The sequence below is a fragment of the Sorangium sp. So ce1153 genome (assembly GCF_051521595.1).
Lineage (GTDB): Bacteria > Myxococcota_A > Polyangia > Polyangiales > Polyangiaceae > Sorangium.
The window spans coordinates 3,590,367-3,608,704 of sequence record NZ_CP150361.1 but is presented as its reverse complement, the minus strand read 5'-3'; the positions used below and the strand labels follow the sequence as shown (position 1 = coordinate 3,608,704).

The following is an 18,338-nucleotide window of genomic DNA, read 5'->3' as shown; positions in this document are numbered from 1 at the left end:
GAAGTTCCTCGATCGATCAACTCAGGAGGTGTTCGGCGAGCGAGGCGAGCTCCTCGTCCGACAACTGACCAAGCGCGCCCTCGTCGCCCGTCGCGTCGCGCTCCTCCGAGGGCGCAAGGATCTGGACGAGATGGTCGGTGAGCCTCGCGAGATCCGGGTATGCCCAGACGAGGGTGGAGGGGAGAGTCCTGCCGATCCCCGTCTCGAGGCGATTGCGGAACTCGACCCCGGTCAGCGAGTCGAGGCCCAGGTCCTGGAAAGGTGCCTGTTTTCGGATGCTCGCAGGGTGGACGCGGAGGACCTTGCCGAGCTCTCCACGTACGAACTGCTCCACCAGCGCTGGACGCTCCCCCTTCGCCGCGCCCAGGAACGAGCCGAGGATGCCGTCCGACGGCCGCGGCAGCGGGCGGCTCCCGCGACCGACCAGCTCGGACCAGAAGGGCGAGACCGCGCGGTGCGGGTAGAACTCGATCCACTGGCGGACATCGAGCGGAACGACGCCCACCTGCGCCGCCGCCGTCTCGATGAGGCGGCCGAACAGCGTGTGCCCCTCGTCCGAGCTCATGGCGCGCAGGCCGCGCGCCTCGAGGTGCGCTCGGGCGCGCTCGGCCGAGGCTATCCCGACGTCCGCGAACGCTCCCCAGTCGATGCTGAGCGCCGGCAGCCCGAGCGCGCGCCGGTGGTGGGCGAGCGCGTCGAGGAACGTGTTGGCCGCGGCATAGCCCGCCTGCCCCGGCGTGCCGAGGAGGGCGGCCGCGGACGAGTAGAGGACGAAGAAGTCGAGCGGCAGCTCGCGCGTGAGCTCGTGCAAATGCCACGCGCCGAGCACCTTGGGCGCCATCACGCGGGCGAAGCGCTCGCGGCTCTGGCTCTCGACGAGGCCGTCGTCGAGGACCACCGCCGCGTGCACGACCCCGCGGAGCGGGGGAAAGCGGGCCGCGATGTCCTCGAAGAGGCGCTCGAGCTGCGGGCGCGCGGCGACGTCGACCGGCGCGACCTCCACCCGCGCCCCCGCTGCCTCGAGCCGGGCGACCGCGGCGCGCTGCGCATCGGTCGTCACGCCGCTGCGTCCGACGAGCACGAGGTGCCGCGCCCCGCGGGCCACCATCCACTCCGCCAGCGACAGCCCGAGCCCGCCGAGCCCTCCGGTCACGAGGTACGTCGCGTCCGCGCGCAGCGCGGCCGCCCGCTGCTCGACGTGGATCTCCGGGTCGCTCGCCGCGAGCACGACCTTTCCGATGTGGCGCCCCTGCGCCATCGTCTGGAACGCCTCGCGCGCGCGCGACATCGGCAGCGCGGTGAACGGGATCGGCCCGAGCACGCCGCGCTCCACCCAGGCCGCGATCTCGTCCAGCAACGCGCGCACCTGCGCCGGGCGCTTGCGGGCCATCGACGACGCATCGACGAGCGAGAAGGTCAGGTTGCGCAGGAACGGCCTCATGCCGAGCGGCGCGTCGGCGAGCTGATCGCGCTTCCCGAGCTCGATGAAGCGCCCGTGGTCCCGCAGGAGCGCGAAGCCTCTCGTCAGGAGCTCGCCCGCGAGCGAGTTCAGGACGACGTCGACCCCTTCGCCGTTGGTCCAGGCGAGGACATCCTCGACGAACCGCGCCGAGCGCGAGTCGCTGACATGCTCGATCCCCATCGCGCGGAGGTGCGCCGCCTTCTCGGGGCTCCCCGCGGTGGCGAAGATCTCGGCGCCGACGTGCCTGGCCCACTGGATCGCCGCGTGTCCGACGCCGCCCGTGGCCGCATGGATGAGGACGCGCTCTCCCGGGGCGAGGCGCGCCACGTGCGCGAGCGCGTAGTACGCGGTCAGGTGAGCGACCGCCAGGGTCGCCGCCGAAGGGGCGTCGAGCCCTCGCGGCCGCGGCACCGTCAGCGCCGCCGGTGCGGTCACCCGTGAGCCGAAGCTGCCCTCGACGAGCGCGACGACCTCCTGGCCCACGGCGAGCCCCGACACGCCCTCTCCCACCGCCGCGACCCGACCGGCGCACTCGCCGCCCATCGCGAGCGGAAGAGCCTCCCCGTCCGGCACGGGAATGGCGCCGAGCACGAGGAGGACGTCACGGAAGTTGAGCCCCGCGGCCTCGACATCGATCTGCACCTCGCCGGGGCCCGGCGGCCGCGGGTCCACGGCGCGGAACACCATTCCGTCGAACAGGCCGGGCCGCTCGAGCTCCAGCCGGTAGCTCCGATCGCCTACGGGGACCGCCGCGCGGCCGACCGGCGGCATCGCCGCGGGCGAGAGCCGCGCGACGAAGCGCTCGCCGGCCCGGTGCGCGATCTCCTCCTCGCGCACGTCGGCGCGCAGCTCCGCGGCGAGCGCGTCGATCGCCGCGGCGTCCCCCCGCGCCGCTCCGGCGTCGAGGTCCACCCTCGTGCACCCGAGGGCCGGATGCTCGGTCGAGACCGTCCGGGCGAATCCCCAGAGGAGCGCGGCTCCGGGCGACACGTCCTCGCCGTCCTTGACCGCCTGCGCTCCACGCGTGACGAGCCAGATCCGCGGGAGGTCGCGCTGCCCCGATTTCAGCGCCGCCTGCACCGCGTGGAGGGCGCCCCCCACGTCCCGGCTCTGCGCCTGCTCGAGCGCCGCGGCGCTCGCCTCGCTCGCCGCGGGCTGGTCGAGGCTCCAGAGGTGCACCACCCCGTTGACGTCGCGCTCCCGGACCAGCCGCGCGAGCCCGTCCGCCGACGCGTCCGGCGACGCCGCGCGCACGAGCGTCACCGCGGCTCCGCCCGCTTTCAGCGTCGCGCCGAGCGCCTCCGCCGCCCCGCCCTCGTCCGCGAGGAGCAGCCAACGCCGCGATCCGTCGCGCTTTTCAGCATCTCGCACGTCTCGCGCGTCTCGCGCGTCTCGCGCGCCCCGCTCGAGCGCCGACGGTCGCCACGCCACCGTCAAGAGCCCCTCCGGCTCCGGCTGCGCGGTCTCCTCCAGCCGCCGGACCTGGAAGCCCTTCACCTCGAGCAGGACATGCCCCGCTTCGTCGAGCAGCCGGATGTCCCCCTCGAGCCCCTCGCTCGCGGTGACGCGCGCGTGGCTCCACACCTTGTTGCCCACCGCGCCGCTCCGCTGAACGCTCCTCAGCGCGACCGGGACCATCGGCCCCTTGAGCTCCGCCGCCGGGAGCGCCGCGACGAACACTTGCAGGCACGCGTCCAGCAGCGCGGGGTGCACCACATACGCGGCGGAGCTCCCCGCCGCGTCCGGGAGCGCGATCTCGCCGAGCGCCTCGCCGCGGCCCCGCCAGACCTGCACGACCCCGCGGAACGCGGGGCCATAGCTGAGACCGTGCTCGGAGAGCGACCGGTAGTGAGGCTCCGCAGGCGTGCCCGCATCGCAGCGCGCCCGGATGACCGCGACCGGCGTCGGCGCCGCCTCGGGCGAGGCGGGGGCTCGAACGAGCCGAGCGGTCGCATGACGGCGCCAGGCGCCCGCCGGCTTGCTGGCGATGGTCAGCGCCGCACCGCTGTCCGTCGCGGCGACCACCTGGAACGGGCACGCCGGCTCGTCGAGGACCAGCGCTTCGCGCAGCTGCAGATCTTCCACCGCGACCGGCGCATCGCCGAAGACCTGCGCCGCCGCCGCGAGCGCGATCTCGACGTACGCCGACGCCGGGAGCACGACCGCCTCCTGGACCCGATGATCCCGGTAGAGCGGGAGCTCCTCGAGCCCGATGCTCGTCTCCCAGATCCGGGTCCCGCTCTGCGTGGACAGCTCGTGCGCGTCGCCCAGGAGCGGATGCCCTCGTCGCTTGCGTTGGCGCTCCTTCGGCGCGTGCGCGAGCCAGTAGCGCTGCCGCTGCCACGGATAGCCCGGGAGCGACACCACCCGGCCGCCCGGGTAGAGCGCCTTCCAGTCGACGCGGCACCCGGCGACGAACAGCTGCGCGAGCGCCTCGAGCAGACGAGCCTCGGACGGCTCGTTGCGACGCAGGGACCCGACCGCGAGCACGGCCGGAGCCACGTCGCGAAGGCCTTCGGAGAGCGTGGAGACCATCGTCGGATGGCCGTTCAGCTCGACGAGGAGGTCGTGGCCGTCGCGTGAGAGGGCGAGGGCAGCATCCCAGAAGCGCACGGGCTGCCGCAGGTTCCGCTCCCAGTACGAGGCCCCCAGCACCTCGTCGGTGCGCTCGCCCGTCACCGTCGAGTAGAACGGCAGCTTCGCCCTCCCACCCTGCACCGGCCCCAGCGCGCGCAGCAGGTCCGCTCGCAGCTCCTCCATGTGCGGGCTGTGCGACGCGTAATCCACCTTCACCCAGCGGCAGAACACTCCCTCCTCCGTCAGCCGCCCGAACACCTCTTCCAGCGCCGCCTTGTCACCCGACAGCACCACAAGACGCGGACCGTTCACCGCGCCCACCTCCACCCGACCCTCGTACCCGGACAGCCGCGACCACGCCTCCTCGGCAGACAGCTCCACCACCGCCATCGCCCCGCGGCCGCTCGCGCGCCGCACCAGCTGGCTGCGCAGCGCCACCACCGCAGCCGCCTCCTCCAGCGTCAGCGCTCCGGCCACGTACGCCGCTGCCACCTCCCCCATGCTGTGGCCTACAACCGCCTTCGGCTCCACGCCCCACGACCGCCACAGCGCCGCCAGCCCCACCTGCATCGCGAAGATCGCCGGCTGCACGACGTCCACCTCCGTCAGCTCAGCCTTCTCACCCTCCCCGCGCAGCACCTCGCTCAGCGACCAGTCCACGTGACGGCTCAGCGCCCTCTCGCACTCCCCTATCGCCTCCGCGAACACCGGCTCACGCTCCAGAAGCTCGCGCCCCATCCCCACCCACTGGCCCCCTTGCCCGGGGAACACGAACACCACCTTGCGCCCCGGCGCGGCCTCGCTGGCGAACGCGCCCGCCCCGCCGCCGCCCGCCGCGAGCGCGCTCAAGAGCTCCGCGAGCTCTTGCGGCGTCCCCCCCACGACGGCGGCGCGGTGATCGTGGTGCGTACGCCGCGCGCCCGCGGTGTACGCGAGGTCGCGCAGCGAGGCCTCCGGACGGGCCCGGACGTGCTCCGCCAGCCGCCCCGCCGCTTCCGCGACGGCGGCCGGGCTCTTGGCCGAGAGCGGAACCAGGTACGTCGCGCGCCGCGCGTCGCGCACCGCCTCGTCGGGCGCCGGGGCCTCCTCGACGACCACGTGGGCGTTCGTCCCCGAGAGACCGAACGAGCTCACCCCGGCGCGGCGGGGGTGCGCGCCTCGAGGCCAGGGCACCTCGGTCGTCGGGATGACGAACGGCGTACCGTCGAGCGCGATCCGTGGATTGACCGTCCGGAGGTGGAGGTGCCGCGGGATCTTCTCGTGCTCGAGCGCCAGGATCACCTTGATGAGGCCGGCCACGCCCGCGGCGGCCTCGGTGTGCGCGATGTTCGTCTTCACCGAGCCGATCGCGCACGACGAGCCGTCGCCGCGCGGCGCGCCGAGCACGGCCTTGATCGCCTCGTATTCGATCGGATCGCCGAGCGACGTGCCGGTGCCGTGCGCCTCGACGTACGAGATCTGCTCCGGCGTGACGCGGGCGTTCCGGAGCGCCTGGCGGATCAACGCCTCCTGCGCGAGCACGTTCGGCGCGGTCAACGCGGTCGATCGCCCGTCGTGGTTGACGGCGGATCCGCGCAGCAGGGCGAGGATGCGGTCCCCGTCGCGACGGGCGTCGGACAGGCGCTTCAAGATCACGACGCCGCACCCTTCGCCGCGCACGGTGCCGTTCGCCGCCGCGTCGAACGTCTTGCACCGCCCGTCCGGCGACAGCGCGAGGGTGTTCGCGACCCGGAGCATCGTGTCCGGGGAGAGCAGCAGCGTCACGCCCCCGGCGATCGCCAGATCGCTCTCGCCGACGCGCAGGCTCTGGCAGGCGAGGTGCACGCAGACGAGCGACGAGGAGCACGCGGTGTCGATCAGCGCGTTGGGGCCCTTGAGGTCGAGCGTGTAGGCGATGCGGCCCGCCTCCATGCTCGCCATGTTCCCGGTCGTGCTGTACACGTCGAGCGTGGTGGGGTCCTGCGCGCCCACCTTCGCCGAGTAGTCCTGGCTCCAGTTGCCGATGAAGACGCCGGTGGACGAGGAGCGGAGCGCCTCGGTCACGACGCCCGCGTGCTCGAGCGCCTCCCACGCCACCTCGAGCAAGAGCCGCTGCTGGGGATCGAGGCTCTCCGCTTCCCGCGGCGAGATGCCGAAGAACGCCGCGTCGAACCGGTCGACGCTGTCGAGCATCGCCGCGAAGCGGGTCGCCGGCCGATCCTCGAGCGCGGGCCCTGGGTCCCAGCGATCGGGGAGCACCGGGCGGACAGCGTCGATCCCCTCCGCGAGCACGCGCCAGTAGCCGTCGAGGTCATCGGCGCCGCCGGCGTAGCGGCAGCCCATCCCGATGACCGCGATCGGCTCGGTCTGCCGTCGCTCGCTGGCGTCGACCCTCTTCTTCAGCCTGTCGATCGCGATGAGCGCCCGATCCAGGGCCGTCGTGCTCTCCGTCGTCATCCATCGGTCCCTTGGTCAAGGACGGCCAGGGTCTCCTCGAGCAGCGCCGCCTTCTCCGCTTCGGAGAGGCCGGCGAGCTTGACGCGCATCGCGTCATCTCCCTGATCGTCGCCATCTTCATTCGAGGAAGCGGCTCGCGTGGCGCGCTCCGAGGGCTCCGGCGCGCTCCGCTCCTGCGCCTCCTGCGCGCGGCCGTCCGCGTCGGTGAGGCGGTAGAGCTCGCGGGAGAGGGCGGAGACGTCGGCGTACGTCCACACGAGGGTGGCGGGCAGGGAGAGACCGAGCTTGCTCTCGAGCCGGTTGCGCAGCTCGAGGCCCGAGAGAGAGTCGAGCCCGAGCGCGCGGAAGGGCGTCTCGACGTCGATCCGCGCCGGGTCCGACCGCAACACCTGCGCGATCTCCGATTTCACCAGGCGCTCGATGATGCCGCGCCGCTCGCCGGCGGACGCGCCGGCGAGCGACTCGCGCACCTCGCGACCCGGCCGGACGGCCCCGTCCTTCACGGCCCGGATGAGGTCGGACCAGAACGGCGAGCCGGCGAGGTGCGGGTAGAACTCGATCCACTGCCGCGCGTCGAGCGGCACGATCCCGACCTGCGCTGACGAGGAGGACGAGAGGAGCCGCCCGAGGACGTCGGTCCCCTGCTGCGGCCTGAGATTCCGGAGGCCGCGGCCTTCGAGGCGCGCGCCGCGCCCGCTCTCGGCCGCGGCGAGCCCGACCTCCGAGAACGGTCCCCAGTTGACGGACAGCGCCGGCAGCCCGCGGTGCTTCCGGTGGTGGGCGAGCGCGTCGAGGAACCCGTTCGCGGCCGCGTAGTTCGCCTGACCGGGCGAGCCGATGAGGGAGACGGCCGAGGAGAAGAGCACGAAGAAGTCGATCGGGAGATCGCGCGTGAGCTCGTGGAGGTGCCAGGCCGCGAGCGCCTTCGGCGCCATCACGCGATCGAAGCGGGCGAGCGTCTGCTGCGCGACGAGGCCGTCATCCAGGACGCCGGCGGCGTGAACGACGCCGCGCAACGGGGGCAGCCCGCTCGCGACGTTCGCGAAGAAGGCGTCGAGCTGTGCGCGCGAGGCCACGTCGACGGTCCCGATCGTGACCCGCGCGCCCGCGCTCTCGATCCTTCGTACCGCCTCCTGCTGCGCCGGCGTCGCCGCCCCGCTCCGGCCGAGGAGCACGAGGTGCCGCGCGCCTCTCGTCACCATCCACTCGGCGACGGCGAGCCCGAGGCCGCCGAGGCCGCCGGTGATGAGGTAGCTCGCGGCGGGGCGCAGGGTGACGGCCTTCGCGATCGCGGTCCGCTCCGGAGCCGGCCGCACGAGCCTCGCGACGAACCGCTCACCGGCCCGGTACGCGATCTCGTCCTCGCGACCATCCACCCGCAGCTCCGCAGCGAGCGCCTCCACCTCGGCGTCCAGGTCCGCCCGCGCCGCTCCGGCGCCGAGGTCCACCCGCGTGCACCCGAGCTCCGGGTGCTCGGTCGATGCCGTGCGCCCGAACCCCCAGAGGAGCGCCGCGGCCGGCGATGCTTCCTCCCCGTCCTCCACCGCCTGGGCTCCGCGCGTCACGAGCCAGACGCGAGGGACATCGCGCTGCCCGGATCTGAGCGCCGCCTGCACGGCATGGAGGGCGCCTCCCACGTCGCGCTCCTGCGCCCGCGCCACCGCCGAGGCGCTCGTCTCACCCGCCGCGGGCTGGTCGAGGCTCCAGAGGTGAACCACCCCGTTCACTTCGCCCTCCCGGACCAGCCGCGCGAGCCCCTCCGCCGACGCGTCCGGCGACGCCGCGGGCACGAGCGCCACCGTGGCTCCTCCGGCTCGCAGCCTCGCGCCCAGCGCCTCCGCCACCCCGCCCTCGTCCGCGAGGACCAGCCATCGCTTCGTTCCCTGGGCCTCCGGCGCACGGTCGAGCGACGACGGTCGCCAGCTGACACCCAGGAGCCACTCCGTCTCTGGCTGCTCGAGGCCCTCGAGCCGGTGGACCTTGAGGCCCTTCAGCTCGAGCAGCATCTGGCCCGCCTCGTCGAGGAGACGGACGTCGCCTTCGAGGCGCTCGCCTGACGCGACCCGCGCGTGGCTCCACGCCTTTTTGCCGATGGCGCCGCCTCGGCGAACGCTCTTCACCGCGACAGGCACCATCGGCCCCTTGACCTCCGACGCCGGGAGGGCCGCGAGGAACACCTGCAGGCACGCGTCCAGCAGCGCCGGATGCACCGCGTACTCCGCGGCGCTCCCCGCCCCGTCCGGGAGCTCGATCTCCCCGAGCGCCTCCCCACGCCCGATCCGCAGCCCGACGAGGCCGCGGTAGGCCTCGCCGTAACGGAGCCCCTCTCCGGCGAGGCGGTCGTAGAAGGCATCGACGCTCGTCGTCTCCTCCAGCCGTCGCGCGACGTCTGCGACCGGCGTGGCGGCGGCGAGCGCCGCCTTCGAGGGCCGCGCTCTCACCGTCGCGTGCCGCCGCCAGCTTCCGCCCTGGAAGCTCGATATCGTGAGGGAGGCCGCCCCCGGCTGCTCGGCCATGACCGTCTGCACGGTGCACCCCGCCTCGTCGAGGACGAGCGCCTCATGGATGGCGAGCCCCTCCAGCACGAACGGCTTCGCTCCGTACACGTGCGCGGCCGCCGCGAGCGCGACGTCGATGTACGCCGCCGCGGGCAGCACCACCACGTCCTCGACGCGGTGGTCCGCGAGGTGCGCCGGCTCCGCGCGGTACAGCGTCGTCTGCCAGAGGGTCGCGCCGCGCTGGGTCGACACGCTCGTCGGCGCTCCGAGGAGCGGATGGACGCCCGGGCGCCTCTGCTCGGCGCGCCTCTTCGCCTCGATCCAGTGACGTCGCCGCTGCCATGCGTACGCCGGCACGGAGACCACCCGCCCGGCGGGATAGAGCGCTCGCCAGCTCACGCCGCAGCCGGCCACGTGCAGCGCGCCGTAGCTCTCGAGCAGGCGCGCGTGCGCGTCCTCATCGCGCCGGAGCGACGACACGACCACGGCGTCCTTGCCGCTGGCGGCGAGCTCGCGAAGCCCGTCCTCGAGCGTGGTGCCCACCGTGGGATGGGGGCTCTGCTCGACGAAGGCGCTGAATCCGTCGGCGTGGAGCCGCTGGATGGCGTCCCAGAAGCGCACGGGCTGCCGCAGGTTCCGCTCCCAGTACGAGGCCCCCAGCACCTCGTCGGTGCGCTCGCCCGTCACCGTCGAGTAGAACGGCAGCTTCGCCCTCCCACCCTGCACCGGCCCCAGCGCCCGCAACAGGTCCGCTCGCAGCCCCTCCATGTGCGGGCTGTGCGACGCGTAGTCCACCTTCACCCAGCGGCAGAACACTCCCTCCTCCGCCAGCCGCCCGAACACCTCTTCCAGCGCCGCCTTGTCACCCGAGAGCACCACGAGACGCGGACCGTTCACCGCGCCCACCTCCACCCGACCCTCGTACCCGGACAGCCGCGACCACGCCTCCTCGGCAGACAGCTCCACCACCGCCATCGCCCCGCGGCCGCTCGCGCGCCGCACCAGCTGGCTGCGCAGCGCCACCACCGCAGCCGCCTCCTCCAGCGTCAGCGCTCCGGCCACGTACGCCGCTGCCACCTCCCCCATGCTGTGGCCCACCACCGCCTTCGGCTCCACTCCCCACGAACGCCACAGCGCCGCCAGCCCCACCTGCATCGCGAAGATCGCCGGCTGCACGACGTCCACCTCCGTCAGCTCAGCCTTCTCACCCTCCCCGCGCAGCACCTCGCTCAGCGACCAGTCCACGTGACGGCTCAGCGCCCTCTCGCACTCCCCTATCGCCTCCGCGAACACCGGCTCACGCACCAGAAGCTCGCGCCCCATCCCCACCCACTGGCCCCCTTGCCCGGGGAACACGAACACCGCCTTGCGTACGAACGCGGGCGCGCGGCCCACGACGACGCCGGGGGGCGCTCCACCCGCCGCGAACGAGGCGAGCCGCGCGGCGAGCTCCGCTCCCGAACCGCCGACGATCGCCGCGCGGTGCGGGTGATGTGTGCGGCGCGTGCTCGCCGTGTAGCAGACGTCCGCGACCCGCGACGCCGGCCGCCCATCGAGCGCGGCGGCGTAACGGCCGGCGAGCTCGCGCAGCGCCTCGCCGTTCTTCGCGGACACGGTGAGGAGCTGCGCCACGCGGCCGGTTTGCGCCCGGATCGCCACGCCAGCCTCATGGAGCGAAGCGAGCGCTTCGAGGATCGTCTCGGGCTCCGTCCGATCGCGGTTGCCGGAGGCGACGGCGAGGGCGCGCGCGCCGGCGCGTGCGGCGGTGTCCTCGATGGCACGTCCGAGGAGCGGGTGCGGGCCGAGCTCGACGAAGGCGGCCGGTCCATTCGCGAGCAGCGCCTCGATCGCCTGCTGGAGGCAAACTGGCTGCCTCAGGTTCCTGGCCCAGTACTCCGGCGAGCCCGTCTCCGGGGGAGGCGCCGCCGACCTCTCGCCTGCGAGAACCGTCGAGACCATCGGCACCTGTCCAGGGCGCGGGCGGATACCCTGCAAACGCTCCGGGAGCGCGCGCGCGACAGGATCCATCGCCGGGCAGTGCGAGGCGTAGTCGACATTGACCCGCGCCGTATGGATCCCTCCGGCCGAGAGGCGAACCAGCGCCCGTGCGACCGCGCCCTCGTCGCCGGCGAGCAGGGTAGAGCGCGGGCTGGTGAAGGAGGCGACCGCGAGCGCGTCCCCCTCGTCTGCTGCACGGAGCGCTTCACCGGCGGGGAGGCCGACGAGGAGCATCCCACCGCCGGGAGCCAGCGCGCGCAGGAGGGCGCTCCGCTCGCACACGACGCGCGCCGCGTCTTCGAGGGTGAGGATGCCGGCGATATGACAGGCGGCCACCTCGCCCTGGCTCGCGCCGACCACCGCGTCTGGCTCGATCCCGAGCGATCGCCAGAGCGCAGCGTAGGCGACCTGGATGGCGAAGAGCGCGGGCTGGACGCGGTCGACGCGGTCCATCGAGGGGTCGCTGCTGCAGAGCGCCTCGATCACGGACCAGCCCGCGAGCTCGCGGATCACCGCGTCGCACGCCTCGAGCTTGGCGCGAAACACCGGCTGGGCGCGCATGAGAGCGACGCCCATGCGCGGCGACTGCGCGCCTTGCCCGGGGCAGACGAAGACGACCCGAGGCGCCGCCGAGGCGGGCTCAGGCAGGCGGTCGAGCCGCTCCAGCAACCGCTCGCGGAGCGTCGCCGCGCTGTCTGCGACGACCGCGACCCGGTGCGCGCCGCTGCCCAGCCGCACGACCGGCTCGGTCGGAGCCAGGCCCGCAGCGTCGGGGCCCTGGTTCCCGTTGGCGGCGAGCTCGACGATGCTCCGCCGGAGCGCATCGGGGCTCTCCGCCGCGATGGCCCAGAGCCGCGCAGCGCTCTCGGGGTGCTCTTCGAGCACCATGTGACAATTCGTGCCGCCGAACCCGAACGAGCTGACGCCGGCGATGCGCCGCTTGCCCGGCGCGCCCGGCCACGGCTCGAGCTCGCGCTGGACACGCAGACGAAGCGCCTCGAACGCGATGTGGGGATTCGGGGTCTCGAAGTGGAGGTTCGGCGGCAGCGTCCGGTGATGGAGCGCGAGCGCGACCTTGATGAGCCCGGCGATCCCGGCGGCGGCCTCGGTGTGCCCGATGTTCGTCTTGACCGATCCGATCCGCAGCGGTCCGTCGGCGGGACGCGCGCCGCCGAGGACGGCGCCGAGCGCCCCGGCCTCGATCGGGTCGCCGAGCAGCGTCCCGGGACCGTGCGTCTCCACGTAGCCGACCTCGGCAGGGTCGACGCCCGCACGCTCGTACGCCTCGCGCAAGACGGCCTCCTGCGCGCTCGGGTTCGGGGCGGTGAGACCGTTGGAGAAACCGTCGTTGTTGACCGCGCCGTCGGCGACGACACAGTAGATGCGGTCGCCGTCGGCGAGCGCGCGCGACAGCCGCTTGAGGACGACGAGCCCCGCTCCTTCGCCGCGCCCGTAACCGTCCGCGCGCGCGTCGAACGCCTTGCAGCGGCCGTCCGCGGACAGCCCGCCGAACTTCGACATCGCTATGGTCGAGAGCGGGGAGAGCATCAGGCTGACGCCCCCCGCGAGCGCGAGCTCCGACTCTCCGGCTCGGAGGCTCTGACAGGCCAGGTGCAGCGCGACGAGCGATGAGGAGCACGCCGTGTTGACCGTCAGGCTGGGCCCCTGCAGGCCGAGCACGTACGAGATCCGGGCGGCGACGATGGAGGTGTCCTGCCCGGTCGCGGTCGGCTGTTGGATCTGGGACGGGTCGCCGTCGAGGAGGCGCGCGTAATCGGTCCACATCGCGCCGACGAACACGCCCGCCGCGCGACCGATCAAGGCCGCCGGAAAGATCGCTGCGTCCTCGAGCGCTTCCCACGCCAGCTCGAGGACGAGGCGCTGTTGCGGGTCCATGTGATCGGCCTCGCGCGGCGAGATGCCGAAGGCGGCTGCGTCAAAGCGATCGATCTCGTCGAGAAACCCACCGTACCGCGCGTGCGTCTTCCCCGGGCTGGCGAGGTTCGCGTCGTAGAATCGATCGATGTCCCAGCGATCGCGCGGGACCTCGCGGATCGCGTCGCCGCCCGTCCGCAGGAGATTCCAGAACGCGTCCGGGGTCGCCGCTCCACCCGGGAAGCGACACGCCATTCCGATCACGGCGATCGGCTCTTTCGGCCCGATGCTCCGCTTCGGCTCCGCCGCTCTGGCCATCGCGGAGGGCTCCGAGCCGAGGCGCTCTGCGAGTCGCTCGATCGTCGGACATTCCCAGAGGAGCGTCGCCGGCAGGGCACGCCCGAGCCAGATGCCGAGCCTCGCGATCAGGGCAGTCGCCCGCGCGGAGTCGACCCCGAGCTCGCGAAAACGCTCGCGCGTATCGAGCCCGCTGGCATCGACGTTCAGCGACGTCGCGAGATCGTCGACCAGCCAGCGCGCAATGGCGGACGCGTCCGGTCTGTTCACGGACGCCTCGCAAGGCCTGGCTCGCACCGCGCGCCGTCCTGCGCATCTCGGTGCAACGGTTCGAACGAAGGCGACTTTGATTGAAGTGAGGTGGGAGTCCCCCGCAGACGAGACGTCACGGACGATATTTAGCAGCTCTGTTGCGGAAGTCTATCGGTTTCACGACAACTGAGTGACATCTGGCTTGACAGCATTCGTGCGGCATTGCTGTCGATCGGTGCGCAGAACGAGCCATCGCGCGCGCGATCCGGACGCGACGAGACCAGTTCATCTCGGACACAGACGAGCGGAGCCGTTACAGGAACACGCGGTGTCCGCGACGCGCGACGGGGAGCATCGAGCACCTCCCTGCGGCTCGAGGCCCCTCAGCTCCGCAGATCTGTGAAATAGTCGAAGCTCGGGTTGGCTCCCTCGAAGATGACACCCAGCGAGCGCCGCAGGACCGAGGTGTCGTCCTCGTTCGCGTAGGTGGCGACGTAGTTCTCGCGGTGCTTCGAGCCCTCCTTCACCCAGGCCGTCGCGTGCTGCAGGTCGAGCTGCGGGAGGTGCTCGGGGTACTTCGCGGCGTGGTTCTGGAGGAAGGCCGACAGACGGTCGCGGCTCTGCTTGAAATCGGGCGCCGTGATGCACAGCGATCCGCCGACGCCGGGCTCCCCGAAGGTGTGTACCATTCCGTAGCTGATCTGTTCGTGCCAGCCGGTGATGATCTCGCGCAGGCGCGCCGCGCGCTCGAGCTCGTCGCCGCCCTCCTCCGACACGATCTCGTGCATCCGCGCCACGTCGCGGCGAAACGCCGGAATGGATCCGCCATAGAGCTGGATGCCGAGGGCATCTGGGTGAAGGAGCTTCGACGCCGCCTGCGCGAACGAGGCGTAGACCCAGGTCTTCCAGAACTGCTTGTGGACCTCGCGGTGGCGCGACGCCCGGATGCTGCCGCTGACGAGCCGATCCACCTGCTCGAGCTCGCCGAAGAAGTCGCGCTCGACGCCGCGGAACCGCTCGGGCGAGAAGTCGCCGTCCGCCAGCGCCTGCCGCGCGAGCGGGATGAAGCGCGCGATGAACGCGCAGGTGAGCAGGACGCCGCTCGAGTAGAGCGCGTCGACGAAGCCCGCGGCGTGCGGCGTGAGGATGAACCGCTCGCCGAGGATCGTCTTCGACGTGAACTGAACACGATCGGTGCGGTTGTACTCTCGAATTGCCTCGGCGCCCCTCAGGTGCTCCGCCACCGTGGGGAAGCGCTCGATGAAGCGCCAGAACTCGTCCTTTGGCGACGTGCTCGGGTCGAGCGGGTAGGCGTCCCGATCGAGCACCAGGCCGACGCTGGTCACGCCGTTGTCGAACGGGATGATCCACATCCAGGCACCATGGAAGACGTGGTGCTGGGTGCCGTTGAAGCGATTGAACCGGAAGTTCGCGTGGGGCCCGCCGAGCAGGTCGTTCGTGGGGCGAACATTGCGGAAATGGCTGAAGATGACCCGGGTGTTCGTCTTGAGGCGCGGGACCGGATCCCGGAGGTCGAACTTGTCGGCGAGGAACGAGGCATGGCCCGACGCATCGACGACATACTTCGCCCGCACGACGTGCTCGCCGTCCGCGCGCCGGAGCCTCAGCTCCACGCCGTCGGCGCGTGTGTCGAAGTCGACCACCTCCGTGTGGTCCGTGTAGTCGACCCCATAAGCGGGGAGGCGCGACGTGAGAAAGCCGTCGACGTCTGCGCGCATCCAGTGGCAATCAGGGCCCTGGGGCAAGAGGAGCGTCTCGAGCATCAGCTCCTCGTCCGGCGAGACGGGCCGCCCCTCGTGGTTGTACGCGAACCAGAAATGCTGCTTCGGCCACGCCGTGAGGCCATTCTCCTTGCAGCCGAGGTAATGGCAGACCTGCGCCAGCTCGGGGACGCCGTAGGCCCGGCCGAGGTGGCGCAGGAGGATGCTCGTCGTCGGAAGGGTCGACTCGCCGATCGCGAAGCGCGGATGGCTCTTGCGCTCCACGACCAGCGTGCGTGCGCCAACGCGGCCCAGGCAGAGCGCGACGGACGCGCCCGCGATGCCGCTACCGATTACGACGATATCGTATGAGTTTTCCATTCCGTTCCCCGATTGATGTGGTCGCCACGCCGAACGCGACACGGCAGGTCGCTCCTGCTCGTTGAACCTCGGTTCCGCGCTCTTCCGCTGAAGGTCATCGCCGGCCACCCAGGAAGGCGGGCAGCGTGTGGCGCACGTACAGGAGGTCGCGCAGCACGTCTTCGCCAGCCTCGACGATCGCCACGTACCGCATGTCGCGCACGAGCTTCCCGAGGAGGGACTCCTCCGTGTAACCGAGCCCGCCGAGCGCCTCCGCGCCTACACCCGCGACGCGCCCGCCGAGCTGGCCGCACATCATCTTGGCGACCAGCACGGACTTGAGCGACCCGATGTGCAGGAAGGCTTCCGGCGCGTCGGGGCGCCGCATGACCTCGTCGAAATCCCGCGCGGCGACGCGGCAGAGGCTCGCCATCGTCTCGAGCTCCGCCTGCATCTGGCCGATCTTGGCCCCGAAGACGTCGTTCTCGAGGAGCTGCTTGCCCTTGACTTCCTTGCCTCTCGCGTAGTCGAGGCAGACGTCTCGGATGCGACGGCCGATCCCCACGGCCGACGCCGCCATGAGCGTTCGGCTCGCGTTGAGGCCGACCTCCAGGATACGGAGGCCGTTTCCTGGCAGAGGGGGATCGGCGGAGCAGCCGCGCAGCGCGATCTCGTACGTGCCGGCTGCCCGGACGCCCACGGTGGGCCAGCGCCGCAAGATCTCGACCCCCTCCGAGCTGCCCGGGACGACGAAGGCGGCGAACCGAGCACTGTCACCGCTCATTGCGCCATAGATGATGAAGTAGTCGGCCAGCGCGGCGTTCGTCGAGAAGAACTTCTCGCCGTTCAGGCGAAAGCCGCCGTCGACCTTCTCCGCCACCGTCCCGAGGCGTATGAGCTCACTCCCGGCCACGCGCTCGCTCGCCATCGTGGCCCCGAAGGTGCCCGAGCGGGCCATTTCGGTGAGGTAGGTTCGCCGCTGCGGCTCCGTGCCGTAGAGCTGGATGGGAGTGGACGAGAGGATCGGCAAGAAAAACGCGAACGCCAGGCCGGCATCTGCGTACGCCAGGTCGATGACGACGTCGACGCTCTCTTCGAGCGAGAGCCCGTGCCCGCCGTACGCGCGCGGAATCCACCAGTTGGCGAGGTTCTTGGCGCGAAACGCCTCGTAGATGGCGTGCGGGATCTCGTCGGGGGCGTCGAGCTCCTGCTCGCGTCCGACGACCTGCTCGTCGATGAACGTCTGGACGTGCTCGCGGAACATCTCCGCCATCGATTTCACGAAGCCGCTCTCCCTGCTCGTCGTGGACGCTTTGTGTGTTACACCTTTCAGCCGTGAGGCTGTACCCCGCGCTTGCGGCCTCTCCTCGATGCCGCCGGGGACGACGCGTCGGCGGGAAGCACGGCGACCAGGTCCGTGTCTTCAGCGCCGGCCCTCCTCGCCGTCAGGCCGTGTAGGCGCTCCGATCCGGTGAATGCTTCTCCGTGTCAGTGGAGCTGCGCGACGCGGTCGCCTCGACCCGACGCTCCCGCGCGTCATAGTAGTTGCAAACCGACGCCACGACGTGGCGAGGCGGCACGAACGGCATCCGCGAGTGCCCGACCTTGATGTTGTCGATCATCAGGATGTCGCCGGGCTGCCATTCGAACACGGTGGTGTTCTTCCAGATCACGGCGTTGAGCTCGGTGTGCATCTCGAGGGAGACGTCCATGCGCTTGCCGTCTTTGAACAGGAAGTAACGATAATTCTTTCTGAAGAAAGGAACGCAATTTCGAAGGATGAAGTCGAAGGCCGACAGCGGCACGACACGACAGAGCATCGCCATCTTGCGATCGGCGCCGGGCACCCCGTGGTAGTTGCGGAAGAAGTAGTGTATCGACGGGACGGTCCAGAAGCACGAGAACGCGGTCTCTCCGGTCATCGGATGCGCGACCACGCAGGGGCCCTTCGTCACGAAGCTGAGCTTCCCGCCGTTCCAGGACCATTCGAGGTCGAATTTTTTGCAGATCTGATCGATCTCGGCGCGATCCAGCGTGTTGAAGTTGGACCGCACGGCATCCTCGCTCATCTGATCCGTGACCTTGCAGAAGAACGCTCCCTGAAGCATCTCCTTCGTCGCGGGCGTCAGCTCTCGGTAGGCGGCCACACAGTCGTGCAACGGCGTCTGTCCGCCCAGCGGCGCGCGCTGCAGACACATGAACCCCAGGACGCCGGGTCGCACGCTGCTGAAAGCCTGCTCGGTGTGGGGCGGCACGGGCAACGGGGCTTCCGTGCTCGAGGCATTCACGACCCCCTCGACGACGGGACGACGATAGTTGTCGGTGAGGTGCGGGTACGCACGGTAGTCCAGGCCGAGCGCGTTCATCACGTCGACAAAATGGGCGGCCTCCCGGTACGGCGTGCCGCGGAGGAGGATCGCGCCGTGGGTGGTGAGCTGGCCCAGGACCCACGCGCGCTGATCTCGCAGCAGCGAGGTCATGGACTCCGCCGACAGGGATTGTGCTGGCTCGATGACCAACGGCAGATGCTTCACCCCGGTTGGCCAGCTGCTTTCACCGGGCAGGAGCCCGCGAGAGGTCAATTCAACCATCGTCCGTTCCCTATGCCGCGTTGCCAGACTGCCGGATTGCCACAGGCATCATCCGTTCCGTGTCACATTGCCACAACGTAGTAGCATTGCTCACGCCGCGCAAGCGCTTTCACACTCGATACGGACCAGAGCATCCGCGTAAGCATCGGCATAAGCATCCGCGGAATAAGCATCCGCGGATCGCCGACGTGTCGCCCAGGTCTCGCCCGGTGTACTCGGCCGTGATTCTTCACGTTTCAGGCGCCGCAGCGGGCGCCTGAACCTGAGGTTG

Annotated in this window: 5 protein-coding genes; all 5 read right to left on the bottom strand. The window is 71.4% G+C overall.

The annotated features are described in order from the left end of the window. Positions 1 to 16: 16 nt before the first annotated feature. A complete protein-coding gene (locus WME85_RS12890; protein WP_437838099.1) occupies positions 17 to 6,475 on the bottom strand; it encodes an SDR family NAD(P)-dependent oxidoreductase in 6,459 nt (2,152 codons plus the stop codon). Further along, positions 6,472 to 13,413: an SDR family NAD(P)-dependent oxidoreductase gene (locus WME85_RS12885; protein WP_437838097.1), complete on the bottom strand. Its 6,942-nt coding sequence runs from the start codon at positions 13,411 to 13,413 to the stop codon at positions 6,472 to 6,474. Before WME85_RS12885 ends, WME85_RS12890 begins: the two co-directional genes overlap by 4 nt. A gap of 365 nt (positions 13,414 to 13,778) precedes the next feature. Then, positions 13,779 to 15,497, bottom strand: a complete 1,719-nt coding sequence (locus WME85_RS12880; protein WP_437838095.1) for an NAD(P)/FAD-dependent oxidoreductase — start codon at positions 15,495 to 15,497, stop codon at positions 13,779 to 13,781. Between the two features lie 94 nt (positions 15,498 to 15,591). Continuing rightward, the gene (locus WME85_RS12875; RefSeq protein ID WP_437842279.1) at positions 15,592 to 16,749 is read right to left on the bottom strand and encodes an acyl-CoA dehydrogenase family protein; all 1,158 of its coding nucleotides are present in this window, start codon (positions 16,747 to 16,749) and stop codon (positions 15,592 to 15,594) included. A gap of 172 nt (positions 16,750 to 16,921) precedes the next feature. Next, positions 16,922 to 18,067 (bottom strand): TauD/TfdA family dioxygenase, encoded by a 1,146-nt coding sequence (locus tag WME85_RS12870; RefSeq protein ID WP_437838093.1) that lies wholly within the window; start codon positions 18,065 to 18,067, stop codon positions 16,922 to 16,924. Between the last annotated feature and the right edge of the window lie 271 nt (positions 18,068 to 18,338).